This is a genomic window from Providencia sp. SP181, assembly GCF_050446505.1.
GTDB classification, from domain to species: Bacteria; Pseudomonadota; Gammaproteobacteria; order Enterobacterales; family Enterobacteriaceae; genus Providencia; species Providencia vermicola.
In genome coordinates, this window is the sequence record NZ_JBBPXM010000018.1 from 31,404 (window position 1) to 45,311 (window position 13,908).

Consider the following 13,908-nt stretch of genomic DNA (forward strand, 5'->3'; position numbering starts at 1 on the left):
AAGGTAATAATTAGATGAGCAACAAAAATCAACAAACCCCAATGATCCGCAAAAACAACCTATCTGTCCTGATTGCGGGAGCCGTGTTAGGCATGACTTTTGGTACATCGGCACTCGCTGCCACGACTCAGACTCCGATCTCGATAACTTCCCCAGCAACAACTGCGGTTATTGGTCATGCACCAGAGCTAAAAGCGGGTACCATCACGGCCACAGATAAGAACAATGACGGTGTATTAGGTGAGAATGATGAGTTGAAAGCGTCAGGTTTTGACTTCAGTGATAAAGACAACGATACACTAGTGTCTATCGTCTATGAATGGCATGACGGCAAAAATGTTATTGCAGGGCAAACGAGCGACACGCTGAAACTGACATCGGCGTTGTTAGGTAAAAACATTACCGTTAAGGCCGTCGCAAAAACGGATCCAGCTAAGACGGAGCCGTCAGAGAGTGTAGCCGTAGCAGCAGCAACCTTCATCGATATCGGTGGTAAGACAATAGTGGGCGGCACTAATATCCCAACAGTGAATGGCGATATCGTGAAATCAGTAACTATTTCGGGTCTCACTGGAGCTGGGTCACGACCGCTGGTTGGTGATTCGCTGAAAGCAAATGTCACCTGTCACGGGACTTGTAATAATAACCTGACTTACAAGTGGCAGATTCAAGACTCTGTGAATTCGAGCAAATACACAGATATTTCAGGTGCAACCACAGCAACATACACGGTTAAGGGCACAGAGCAGAAACGTAAAATTCAGGTTATCGTTTCGAACAAATAATCACTATCCCCCGCAGCGAAACATTTCGCTGCGGTATTTTTGATAATAAGCACCCATAACACACTGCGATAACAGAAGAGGATATTCATAAAATGGCAGAGAGGACAAAAATTATCCCCCTTATTCGTCTGATAACGCTGGCAGCAGGATTGGTCATCGTAGGAGGCGTATCCGCTTCTGTGATCGAAGTCAATACCCAAACGCTTCCCGTTATCGGTCATGCACCTGTCGTGACTGATGTTCAATTTAATAATAAGACACCCGCCGTTAATGACACGGTCACCGCTGATCCAAAGATAACGGATGCAGATAAGGATGCATTAGAGACATCACTTTTTCAATGGAAACTCGATGGTAAAAATATTTCAGGAGCCACGCAAAATAGCTATAAACTCGTCCCCGGCGATGGCAATGGAAAACAACTGTCGGTCGAGGTCACGCCACAAACCGACCCTAAAATCACAGAACCAGCAACTGGCGCTATATTCACTTCATCAACTCTCACTACTAGAGGGCTAGCACCAGAAGCTCATGATGTGAAAATTGATGGTCAGCCAGAGCCTGGTGGATTACTAACCGGAAATTATCGCTACCACGATGGGGACAGCCCGAGCGATCCTGAGAGTGGAACCAGTTTCGAGTGGTTCTGTTTGCGTGGCAATAATCATCAGGCGATATCAACAAGCAGAACTTATCACATACAAGATGCAGATATAGGGTGTGAAATTTATTTCAATGTCATCCCTCGCTCATCAAGCGGAACACCGAGTACAGGTGCGCAAGTTCAATCGAATAAGGTCACTGTAGTTAAAGTAATACCATCACATCTAGTAGAAATATATAACGGCAACCAAATAGGGAATCGCTCCGGATATGGGTACAATATGGTGATAAATTATTCGCACCTCGGTTATGGCAAACCGATATCAATAACCCTCAGTGAATACAGGAACATAAAGATCGGTGAGGAACAAACGTATCCGGTTGGTAAGAAGACTTACAGTGGTTCAATTGTTACTGACGACGGAAACACTATAAAGTTTGGAGATAATGCAAAATCCAGTGTCGGGGAGACTATTTATTTTGTGGTCCACGTTAATTTTCCAAACGGCAAAGTTGCCCACGCGACATCGCCTAAAATAGTACTGCAGCGTTAGTAATTTGCTCACTCAAAACCCTAGCCATTTGGTTAGGGTTTTTCCAGCCATTGAGAGGAAAAGCTGAAAAGCATGCTCCTGTTAATCGTCAACAACCTGTTTACCAATAACTCAAAAAAATTCCGACAAATAAGATAAAACCAACATAGTTATTATTCATAAAAGCTTTAAAACAGGGAGCACGCTCTCTATTGACCATCAGTTTTTGCTGATAAACAAATAACCCCACAACCAGCGCCAGAGAAAAATAGTAAATGCTCCCCAGAGCAGCCAATGATCCCACAGCCACCAGCAAGCCGACCATCAGTAATTGCAGTAACCCAATAATTAATTTGTCATACTGGCCAAATAAAATGGCTGTTGATTTCACGCCGATTTTTAAATCATCGTCACGGTCAACCATGGCATATTGCGTGTCGTAAATCACTGACCAAATAATATTTATGAAAAACAATACCCAGCATACTAACGGAAGTGTTTCACCCACCGCAGAGAAGGCCATTGGAATCGACCAGCCAAATGCTGCGCCCAGTACAACCTGAGGTAAATGACTGACTCTTTTAACAAAAGGGTAAATCCATGCCAAAGCAAGCGCCGCAATGGACAACCAAATTGTCATTAAATTTAAAGTTAAAACCAGCAAGAAGGACACACCCACTAAACTTGCAAACAAAATTTTAGCTTCTTTTTCCGTCACATCCCCACTGGGTAATGGGCGATGTTTGGTGCGTTCCACATGACCATCAAAATGTCGGTCAGCGAAATCATTAATCACACAACCTGCGGCGCGCATGAAAAACACCCCCGCAGTAAACACAATCAAAATGTGCAAATTGGGCGTGCTTTGAGCAGCTATCCAGAGTGCCCAATACGTCGGCCAAAGTAATAACAGTGAACCGATGGGTCTATCAATACGCATTAAACGGCTGTATGCATGCCATTTACTTAGCGTCATACTTCCCTCCACTTTGTCGTGCTCCTTTTCTCACTCCATCATACTTCAAAATAGGTAGGTGTTCACACCACTCAGTTGAGCAAATCACGGATTTTTGTGTATTAGTGTCGTGTTTTGCCAAAATCTATAATTTGAAATAGTTTGGATAATTAACGATATGCAGGTGATTCTGGTAAAAATATCTCGGTTAACAATAAAGGTTTATCGGATAACCTTAATCGAGAGCGGCGAACCCAACGTTCTGCGGAACGACCAATATGAATGTAATCACGCGTTAGGTTATCTCGACTAAATAAATAGCGCCCTAATGGCATCCGACCAATATCCACTAATTGCTGGTCATCATCGGTGAGTGTTTCTTCCGGAATGACCGTACGACCAAGCAACCACGGAGTACCATCTCCATACATAACCACTTCGCGCACCCAGTAACGATGACTTGCAGGTAAATTTTGTGCTTCTTCCGTACTCAGCATCACTTGCGATACATAGCGTTCTAAATATGGAATGACAGTCACTTTCTGGCTATGTTGTTCAAAACGTTTTGTCATGGAGCCAAGTTCAAGTAACCAATCGAGCATGTTAGCGGGAACTCTTTCATCATCCTGCGCAATCCATTCAATTGGCTGCGAGGTAAATAGCGTTTCATCCATTACGTAAATTCCACCATGAATAACATGGTTATGATTTCTGTATTTCTTACCAAGTAGAATATCACGTTGTTTTGCTACAAGGTTAAAGTTAGCTAACAATTTATATAAAAAGTCACAAATTCAACACAAATTGTAAAAAAATAGTGAAAGATTCCATAATTAATAACATGTTATAAACAAAAATAAAATTCGTTAATACTTTAATAATCTAGCTGACATTAACTTATTCTGATGTTTCTTCTAATAAAGAAAACGGGAAGCCACCAACACTTCCCGCTTAATTTCACGACGTAATTTCAATAAACCATTAACGCCAAGCTTTATAGTTGTTAATTAAGCCATTGGTTGAACTGTCGTGGCTGCTGACTTTTTCACTGCTTTCTAATTCAGGCAGAATGCGGCTCGCTAATTGTTTACCTAATTCTACGCCCCATTGGTCAAACGTGAAGATGTTTAAAATCGCCCCTTGAGTAAAGATTTTATGCTCATACATCGCGATTAACGCACCTAATGAATATGGCGTAACTTCTTTGAGTAAAATCGAGTTCGTTGGGCGGTTACCTTCAAATACTTTATACGGTGCCACATATTCCATATCGGCCACTGATTTGCCTTGCGCAGCAAATTCAGCATCGACCACTTCACGCGTTTTTCCAAATGCTAGCGCTTCTGTTTGCGCAAAGAAGTTAGAAAGCAGCTTCTCGTGGTGGTCACCCAGTGGATTATGTGTGACTGCTGGCGCAATAAAGTCACAAGGGATCATTTTTGTCCCTTGGTGGATCAATTGATAAAACGCATGTTGCCCGTTCGTCCCTGGCTCGCCCCAAATAATTGGGCCAGTTTGGTATGAAACGGGTTTTCCATCACGGCCGATATACTTACCATTGGATTCCATATTGCCTTGTTGGAAGTATGCCGCAAAACGATGCATGTATTGGTCGTATGGCAGAATCGCTTCAGTTTCTGATTCAAAAAAATTGTTATACCAAATGCCAATCAACCCTAACAATACGGGGATATTTTTCTCCAGCGGTGTTTGGGTGAAATGCTTATCCATTGCATGAGCGCCATTCAATAATTGAACGAAGTTATCAAAGCCGACGGATAAAATGATGGATAAACCAATCGCTGACCATAATGAATAGCGGCCACCAACCCAATCCCAGAACTCAAACATATTGTTGGTATCAATACCAAACTTAGCGACTTCTTCACCATTGGTGGAAAGTGCCACAAAGTGCTTAGCAACCTGGCTTTCATCTTTTGCAGATGCTAAGAACCAATCACGAGCTGAATGCGCATTAGTCATTGTCTCTTGCGTAGTGAATGTTTTAGACGCAATTAAGAACAATGTCGTTTCTGGATTCAGTGTTTTCAACGTTTCAGCGATTTGCGTGCCATCCACATTAGAAACAAAGTGCATATTCAGGTGGTTTTTATAAGGGCGTAATGCTTCAGTCACCATGAATGGGCCAAGGTCAGAACCACCAATCCCGATATTCACAACATCGGTAATCGCCTTACCCGTAAAGCCTTTCCATTCACCACTAATAATGCGTTGGCTAAATTGCTGCATTTTTTCCAGCACAGCATTAACGTCAGGCATCACATCTTTACCATCTACGTAAATTGGTGTGTTGTCGCGATTACGTAAAGCCGTATGCAGCACAGCACGGTCTTCCGTGCGGTTGATTTTTTCACCCTTGAACATACTATTAATGGCACTTTCTAGCTCAGTTTCTTTTGCCAGTGCTAATAAATTGTCTAAGGTTTCTTGCGTTATTCTATTTTTGGAGAAATCCACTAAGATTTGACCATCGAACGTTGCCGAAAATTTGGTAAAGCGGTCTTTATCTTGCTCGAACAAATCACGCATATGCACATCTTTTATTTGCGCAAAATGTTGTTCTAGCGCCCGCCATGCAGCCGTCTGGCTTGGATTAATACTTCTCATGGATAACACTCTCCAAACAATTTTCAATAGAAATAGATTGTAACCCGTCAAGGAAACAGGGCTTATCGGTTTTCTGCGTTATATTGATATTCCCCAATTCTGCCGTACTTTTCCAGACTTAATTATCCCTTTTATATGAAATACGCACTTTCAATGCCATTTAGCTTAAAAAAAGCGACAAGTGAAGATAGACCGATGAGCATACACAAGTGTGTGATTCGGCTATCTGAACGTAGTCAACACCCATGCAGCTTGAAAAAGCCACTAATCTACATACGCTAAATCATTCGAGTTGCATGTAGGCGACAAGTAAAGATAGACCGATGAGCATACACAAGTATGTGATTCGGCTATCTGAACGTAGTCAACACCCATGCAGCTTGAAAAAGCCACTAATCTACATACGCTAAATCATTCGAGTTGCATGTAGGCGACAAGTGAAGATAGACCGATGAGCATACACAAGTATGTGATTCGGCTATCTAAACGCAGTCAACACCCATGCAGCTTGAAAAAGCGACTAATCTACATACGCTAAATCATTCGAGTTGCATGTAGGCGACAAGTGAAGATAGACCGATGAGCATACACAAGTATGTGATTCGGCTATCTAAACGCAGTCAACACCCATGCAGCTTGAAGGATGACGCGTATGACGAAAACCGATAATAACCCCCCCATCATTAGAATTACTGATTTGCTTCGATTCTTGATTGACGCGATTCTATTTACCCGATAAATCTATATAAAGTTTAGGTTTAACCAAAGGGATTGACACCATGAATACCGTAGCGTCTTCGTCAGACAACAATCAGTTTGTTATTGCAAAATTTGGTGGCACCAGTGTCGCGAACTTTGAGGCAATGAACAACAGCGCAAATATTGTTCTTTCCAACCCCAACGTGCGCGTTGTGGTACTTTCCGCCTCCGCAGGCATTACTAACTTATTGATTGAATTGGCTGAAGGTTGTGACGCTGATAAACGCAATGCGCTACTGCAAAAGGTTAAAGATATTCAATATGCAATTATTGATAACTTACAGACTGCAGAGGTTATTCGTGAAGAAATCAATCGCTTACTTGATAACATTGCCCATTTAGCAGATTCTGCATCTCTTGCCACTTCAGATGCATTGACAGATGAAATGGTAAGCCATGGGGAATTGATGTCGACTCTGCTTTTTGTTGAAGTTCTACGCCAACGCAATGCCAACTCACAATGGTTTGATGTGCGTAAGATCATGAGAACCAACGACAGTTTTGGACGTGCTGAGCCTGATCTCAACCAGTTAAAAGCCCTTTCAGAACAACACTTACAAACTCGCTTAGGCGAGTCAGTCGTGATTACGCAAGGCTTTATTGGCCGCGATGAAAAAGGCCGAACAACCACATTGGGACGCGGTGGTAGCGACTATACCGCAGCCCTATTGGCTGAAGTATTGAATTTATCTCGTGTCGATATTTGGACAGACGTTCCTGGTATCTACAGCACTGATCCGCGCGTAGTAGCAAATGCACAGCGTATTGATGAAATCGCCTTCGATGAAGCGGCAGAAATGGCAACTTTTGGGGCAAAAATTCTGCATCCAGCCACATTACTACCTGCGGTACGCTCAGGTATCCCTGTGTTCGTAGGCTCCAGTAAAGCTCCAGAAGCGGGTGGGACAATTGTCAGTGACAAAACCACGAATCCACCGCAATTTAGGGCATTGGCACTGCGTCGTAAACAAACATTATTAACATTACATAGCCTGAAAATGCTGCATGCGCGTGGGTTCTTAGCAGAAATTTTCACTATCTTATTGCGCCACAATATTTCCGTGGACTTAATTACCACTTCAGAGGTGAGCGTTGCATTAACGTTAGATACCACAGGTTCAACAGGGACAAATGGCAGCTTACTCACCAACGCTCTCATGACAGAGCTTTCTGCATTATGCCGTGTTGAAGTGGAAGAAAACTTAGCGTTAGTGGCAATTATCGGTAATGAACTGTCGCAAGTGAATGGACTCGGGAAACAAATTTTCGGTGCATTAGAGTCCTTCAATATTCGTATGATCAGCTACGGAGCAAGCAGCCACAATATTTGCTTGTTAGTTCCAGGTGATGATGCGGAAGATATCGTTCGTACATTACACAGTAACTTATTCGAATAATCCACACGATCCGATCAAAAAACGATAAGGCGATCTTCATGATCGCCTTTTAATTGGAAACTTAACGCTTTTTCAAGTTTTCCATCGATTGATTGATATTATCGGTATAGCGCAGCATCGAGGCCTTAACCTCTTTATTATTCTGCAAGAGCGATAAATTACGTTTTGCCGTTTCATTCCCTAACTCTGCTGCTCGCTCAAACCACATCACAGAACGAAAAATGTTTTTCTCTCCGCCTTCACCTCGGGCATACATCACCGCAAGGTTATTTTGCGCATCACTATTTTTCTTAAAAGCCACTTTTTCCAATAGTTGGCGTGCTTTCTGTGTATTTTGCGCAACACCCGTTCCCGTTAAATAGAAAATCGCTAATTGGTTTTTGGCTTCAAGGCTATCGTCTTCCGCCAGCTGCAGCCAATTGACGACATCCTTGATATTCACATCATTTACTTCACCAGCAACATACATCTTCGCTAATTTAATTTGCGCATCATCAGACTCATTCTTGGCTAACGCTTTGTATAGCTCAATGGCTTTTGCTGAGTTTTTCTCAATACCACCTAATCCTTTTTCATAAAATTCAGCCACTTTCATACCCGCATCCAGTGACTCATTTTGTGCAGCACGCTCGTACCAAACAAATGCTTCGGCTAAATCTTTTCCGACGCCATCTCCAGCTTCATAGGCACTTGCGATAGCCAGTTGCGCATCAACGTTATTTTGCTGAGCGGCTCGTTTATACCAGTACATTGCTTGATAGCCATTTTTTTCGATGAGCAAATGGCCTTGCTGATAAAAGTCACCCATATTGTTTTGCGCAATCGCAGAGCCCATATTGGCCGCTTGGCGATAGAGATAAATAGCGGTTTCATCATTTTTTTCAACGCCTTCACCATTTTCATACATCACGGCAAGGTTGTTAACGGCGGCGGCGATATTATTGACGGCACTTCGCTCATACCATTCACGAGCTTTTTGGTAATCCACATTCCCACCAAGACCATCATGGTAAAAAAGCCCCATAGCAAATTGTGCATTAGCATGTTCTTGCTCTGCAGCTTCCGAATACCACGCTTTGGCTTGCTTGAAATTTTGCGTAACACCTAAACCATGCTCATAAAAGTAGCCCAGCGCATATTGGCAATATGCATCCCCTTTTTCTGCACCACGCCGATACCAACGCTCAGCTTGTTTATATTTTTCCTGATTTTGCAATAACATACCGAGATAATAATCCCCATCAGTATTACCCAAATCAGACACTTTTTTAAACCAACGATAAGCTTCTTTATCATCAATGTTTAAAAAATCAGTTCCTTCCATATAGGCAAGCCCAATATCCACCATCGCATCAACATCCCCTGCTTTAGCCGATCTTAACTGAGCTTTAAAATCATCGGGAAGCACCACATCACGACTCTGCGCTGTCGTTTCTGCTGGTTTATTTTTTGTGGAAGGCGCTTCAGAAGTCGCCTGAGCAAAAGAGGTTATACCCAAACAAACTACTAAAAATAAATACCGTAATTTCATCACCACAACCTATTCATTGGCGTTATATTGCTAACATAACACTCCAATAAAAAATTCATAAGGGATTCAAGCTGAAAAAACACGATTAGAAAGGAATTTCGTCGAAAAGCTTAGGTGATGTTCATTCACGACTAAAATGACCACCACCTAAATCAAAGATTAAACCATCAGAAACTTAATTAACACGGTAACCACCATGTTTACTAGCAAATAAATTAAATTTGCCCCATTCAATCAGTAAATGCTCCAGTTTTTGATGGCTAATTTTGCATAACTCAGAAATTTGCGACACCACAAAGTGGTTTTCACTCACCAACTCGGGAGCGAATACCTCTGCTATCCATTCGCACTCTTTCGTCGTCACTAACCAACCATCATTAGTGGAAAACTTATGGACTGGGATCATGCCCTCTTTGCTACTTTCTTGCGATAGTAGCTTGTTTTCATCCACTTGTGCCTGATGAAATGCCGCAATCTCTTCTTGCGAAGGCAAGGGTTCTACCGCTAAACGTTCTTCCAAAAACAAATAAATTTCTTCTGCACGTGCGGGGGTTAACTCACTTTTTAACCAAATTTGGTTAAAACAGTGCTCATCAAGGGACTCATCTGTATCGAGCTTATCCATAATTTGTAAGATGCTCATCATGGCACTAACCGCATCTTCACTCATCAGAAAAGTGCCAGGTGCCGCACTGTTTTGGCTCTGATAAGGAAATGCCACAGATTGTGGCAGTTCATTTTCAATAATAAATTCATAGCTCATCATTGGACCCCTTTAATGTCTTTATCCATAAGATGGTGCCAAACACCTGAAAAATCAATACACTGTTTTATCAATCTTCAGGGTCATAGCCTAAGTTAGGGGCTAACCAGCGCTCCAGTTCCGTTACCGACATCCCTTTACGCTGTGAATAGTCCATTATTTGGTCTTTTTGCAACTGCGCCACCGCAAAGTATTTACTGTCTGGGTGACTAAAATACCAGCCCGATACCGCCGCCCCTGGCCACATTGCATAGGAGCTTGTCAATTTCATCCCCACTTGGTTTTCAACGTCTAATAACTGCCAAATTTTCTCTTTTTCTGTGTGCTCAGGGCAAGCAGGATACCCTGGTGCAGGACGAATACCTTGGTAATTTTCGCGGATTAGCTCTTCATTACTCAAATTTTCATCCGCCGCATAGCCCCAATATTGGGTACGCACCTGCTGATGTAAATATTCTGCAAATGCTTCCGCGAGCCTATCCGCCAGCGCTTTGACCATAATTTTATTATAGTCATCATGCTGTTTTTCGTATTCATCCGCCAGCGCATCCTCTTCAAGGCCACCTGTAACAGCAAATGCCCCAATATAATCTGCTTTACCGCTATCTTTTGGTGCCACAAAATCTGATAAGCAATAATTCGGAAAATCCGTTTTTAAGGTTTGCTGGCGTAGATTCAAACTCCGCGCTTGAACGTTAGCACGAGTTTCATCCGTATAAATTTCAACATCGTCACCAACACGGTTGGCAGGGAATAGGCCAAAAATACCTTTGGGAATCAGTAAATGCTCTTTTTCAAGTCTATCTAACATCTCATTGGCATCATTCAATAACTTACGAGCTTCAGACCCGACGACTTCGTCTTCTAAAATACGCGGGTATTTGCCTGCCAATGACCATGTCATAAAAAATGGCGTCCAGTCGATATACTCTCGCAAGGTCGCTATTGAGGCACTAACTTCTTGAACGCCTAGCGATTTTGGTACAGGAGGTTGATAAGCTTGCCAGTCAATATTCACGGCATTCGCTCGTGCGATATCCAGCGTAACGGGTGGGGTCTTCGGCCTTCTTCGCCCATGTTGTATACGCACAGTGTCATACTCACGACGCGTGCGCGCAACAAAATCCTCTTTTTGTGTTTCAGATAAGAGTGCAGCAACAACCCCAACAGTACGTGATGCATTCTGTACATAGGTAGTTGGCCCTGTATAATTTGGCTCAATTTTTACCGCAGTATGTGCTTTCGAGGTTGTTGCGCCACCAATCAATAATGGCAATGTGAAACCTTGCCTTTCCATCTCTTTTGCGACGTGCACCATTTCATCAAGAGATGGAGTGATCAAACCAGACAACCCAATAATATCGACATTTTGCTCACGCGCCGTTTTTAAAATTGTTTCACATGGTACCATTACACCTAAATCGATGATTTCATAGTTATTACACTGAAGTACTACCCCAACAATATTTTTGCCAATATCATGGACATCGCCTTTTACGGTGGCGAGTAATACCTTCCCTGCACTACTACCTGACTGCTTAAGCTCTTGAATGTACGGTTCTAAATAAGCCACTGCTTGTTTCATCACACGAGCCGATTTCACCACCTGGGGTAAGAACATTTTCCCTTCACCAAACAGGTCTCCGACCACGTTCATACCGTTCATTAATGGCCCTTCAATAACTTCAATGGGGCTCGATGCACGCTGGCGGGTTTCTTCTGTATCTTGAATAATAAATTCGGTAATCCCTTTCACTAAAGCATATTCTAAGCGCTTTTCCACATCCCAACTGCGCCACTCCGCCTGTTGAACTTGCTGCTCAACCGAGCCTGAACCGCGATATTTTTCAGCCAGCTCCAACAAACGCTCCGTACTATCATCACGGCGGTTTAAAATCACATCTTCGACGGCATCTTTTAACTCCGTAGGCAGGTCGTCATAAATGGCTAATTGCCCCGCGTTGACGATCCCCATATCCATGCCATTACGGATCGCGTAATACAGGAACACCGCGTGGATCGCCTCTCGAACAGGATCATTTCCCCTAAATGAGAAAGAAACGTTGGAAACACCACCAGAAATCATCGCATGGGGAAGCTGTTCTTTGATATCCTTACAAACCTCAATAAAATCAACTGCATAATTATTATGTTCTTCGATACCTGTCGCGACAGCAAAAATATTAGGGTCAAAAATGATATCTTCAGGGGGAAAGCCCACTTCTTCCGTCAAAATCTGGTAGGCACGGCGGCAAATTTCAATTTTCCGTTCACGTGTATCAGCCTGGCCTACCTCATCAAATGCCATGACGACAACAGCAGCACCGTATTTGCGCAATAATTTGGCGTGTTCAACAAAGGCCTCAACTCCCTCTTTCATTGAAATGGAATTCACAATACCTTTGCCTTGTATGCACTTAAGGCCTGCCTCGATAACGTCCCATTTCGAGGAGTCAATCATAATTGGCACTCGAGCAATATCGGGCTCTCCCGCGATCAAATTCAAAAAGCGCACCATAGCCGCATGGGAATCCAACATGCCCTCATCCATATTAATATCAATAATTTGGGCACCACTTTCCACCTGCTGGCGAGCCACATCTAAGGCTTCTTGGTAGTTTTCTTCTTTAATCAAACGCTTAAATTTTGCTGATCCTGTGACATTGGTTCTTTCCCCCACATTCACAAACAACGATTTTGCCCCAATGTTTAACGGTTCTAACCCTGAAAGGCGGCATTCAACAGGTAAACTGGGTAATTGACGGGGCGATATCCCCTTTACAGCTTCCGCCATTTTACGAATATGCAGCGGTGTTGTTCCACAGCACCCACCAACAATATTCAAGAAACCTGCTTTTGCCCATTCTTGGATCTGCTGCGCCATGTTTTGTGCATCAAGGTCATATTCACCAAAAGCATTTGGTAACCCCGCATTAGGGTGAGCACTCACATAACATTCAGCAATTCGTGACAATTCTGCAATATATTGACGCAACTCATCTGGCCCTAATGCACAATTCAGCCCAAATGATATCGGCTGCGCATGACGCAATGAGTTATAAAAAGCTTCTGTTGTTTGCCCTGAAAGTGTTCTGCCTGAAGCGTCAGTTATTGTTCCTGAAATCATGATAGGCAATGACACGCCCAACGCTTCAAGCTCAGTTTCTACTGCAAAAATAGCTGCTTTGGCATTCAACGTATCAAAAATAGTTTCGATCATGATCAGATCAACGCCACCTTTTACAAGTGATCGAGTTGATTCTCTATATGCCTCAACTAATTGATCAAAGGTGATATTACGAAAAGCAGGGTCGTTCACATCTGGAGAAATCGATGCAGTTCGGTTGGTTGGCCCTAATACCCCAGCAACATAACGTGGCTTTTCAGGGGTTTTCCGTGTCCACTCATCTGCACATTCACGAGCAATACGTGCAGCGACTTCATTAATTTCTGCGGAAATTGCTTCCATTTTATAATCCGCCATCGCAATAGATGTGGAGTTAAATGTATTGGTTTCAACAATATCTGCGCCCGCTTCAAAATATTGACTATGAATTTCTCGAATGATCTCAGGCTGAGTGAGGACTAACAGGTCATTGTTGCCTTTTAAATCACTTGGCCAATCCGCAAAACGCTCACCACGAAATTGTTCTTCTGTTAGTTTGTGCTGCTGGATCATTGTCCCCATCGCACCATCTAATACCAATATACGTTTTTTTAATTCTTGTTCTAATTGATTCACTTTTTCGGACACTGCACTGCCCTCCTGATCGGAAACACTGAGAAATAAGTCAAATTTTTACACTTAACATCCTACCATAACTTTTGTGTTTGAAATTCACTGTTATGATGAGAGTTTCTCAGGTTATGTGACGATCACTTCCTCACTGATCCGATGAGTATTTTCAGCTTAGTTAGTTCATAATAGAATCAAATTTCATTACAGTCAGGAGA

Annotated in this window: 9 protein-coding genes; 3 read left to right on the forward strand and 6 right to left on the reverse strand. The window is 42.7% G+C overall.

Annotation, left to right across the window (positions count from 1 at the left end; all coding sequences use genetic code 11):
* The first annotated feature begins 14 nt into the window (after positions 1-14).
* On the forward strand, positions 15-785 hold the full coding sequence (locus AABS66_RS19540) for a ZirU family protein (protein ID WP_430225339.1): 771 nt from the start codon (positions 15-17) through the stop codon (positions 783-785).
* A 92-nt stretch (positions 786-877) separates the two neighbouring features.
* Complete coding sequence (locus AABS66_RS19545; RefSeq protein ID WP_430225340.1) at positions 878-1,942, forward strand: hypothetical protein; 1,065 nt, start codon at positions 878-880, stop codon at positions 1,940-1,942.
* A gap of 100 nt (positions 1,943-2,042) precedes the next feature.
* On the opposite strand, the gene ubiA is transcribed toward AABS66_RS19545, so the two are convergent.
* The 3 genes from ubiA to pgi form a co-directional block, all read right to left on the reverse strand.
* Positions 2,043-2,897, reverse strand: a complete 855-nt coding sequence (ubiA, locus tag AABS66_RS19550) for a 4-hydroxybenzoate octaprenyltransferase (protein WP_430225341.1) — start codon at positions 2,895-2,897, stop codon at positions 2,043-2,045.
* A gap of 149 nt (positions 2,898-3,046) precedes the next feature.
* Positions 3,047-3,559, reverse strand: a complete 513-nt coding sequence (gene ubiC, locus AABS66_RS19555) for a chorismate lyase (RefSeq protein ID WP_206086360.1) — start codon at positions 3,557-3,559, stop codon at positions 3,047-3,049.
* A gap of 298 nt (positions 3,560-3,857) precedes the next feature.
* A complete protein-coding gene (gene pgi, locus AABS66_RS19560) occupies positions 3,858-5,504 on the reverse strand; it encodes a glucose-6-phosphate isomerase (protein ID WP_272539935.1) in 1,647 nt (548 codons plus the stop codon).
* A 779-nt stretch (positions 5,505-6,283) separates the two neighbouring features.
* On the opposite strand from pgi, the gene lysC reads away from it, so the two are divergent.
* On the forward strand, positions 6,284-7,660 hold the full coding sequence (lysC, locus tag AABS66_RS19565; protein ID WP_206086220.1) for a lysine-sensitive aspartokinase 3: 1,377 nt from the start codon (positions 6,284-6,286) through the stop codon (positions 7,658-7,660).
* Between the two features lie 61 nt (positions 7,661-7,721).
* Here lysC and AABS66_RS19570 read toward each other — a convergent pair whose 3' ends face one another.
* The 3 genes from AABS66_RS19570 to metH all read right to left on the reverse strand — a co-directional run bounded on the left by AABS66_RS19570 (position 7,722) and on the right by metH (position 13,708).
* A complete protein-coding gene (locus AABS66_RS19570) occupies positions 7,722-9,191 on the reverse strand; it encodes a tetratricopeptide repeat protein (RefSeq protein ID WP_430225342.1) in 1,470 nt (489 codons plus the stop codon).
* Positions 9,192-9,366: 175 nt separating this feature from the next.
* Positions 9,367-9,957, reverse strand: a complete 591-nt coding sequence (locus tag AABS66_RS19575; RefSeq protein ID WP_206086218.1) for a hypothetical protein — start codon at positions 9,955-9,957, stop codon at positions 9,367-9,369.
* 67 nt (positions 9,958-10,024) lie between these two features.
* Positions 10,025-13,708 carry a methionine synthase gene (gene metH / locus AABS66_RS19580; protein ID WP_206086217.1) on the reverse strand — a complete coding sequence of 1,228 codons (3,684 nt, stop codon included), beginning with the start codon at positions 13,706-13,708 and terminating at the stop codon, positions 10,025-10,027.
* Positions 13,709-13,908 lie beyond the last annotated feature (200 nt).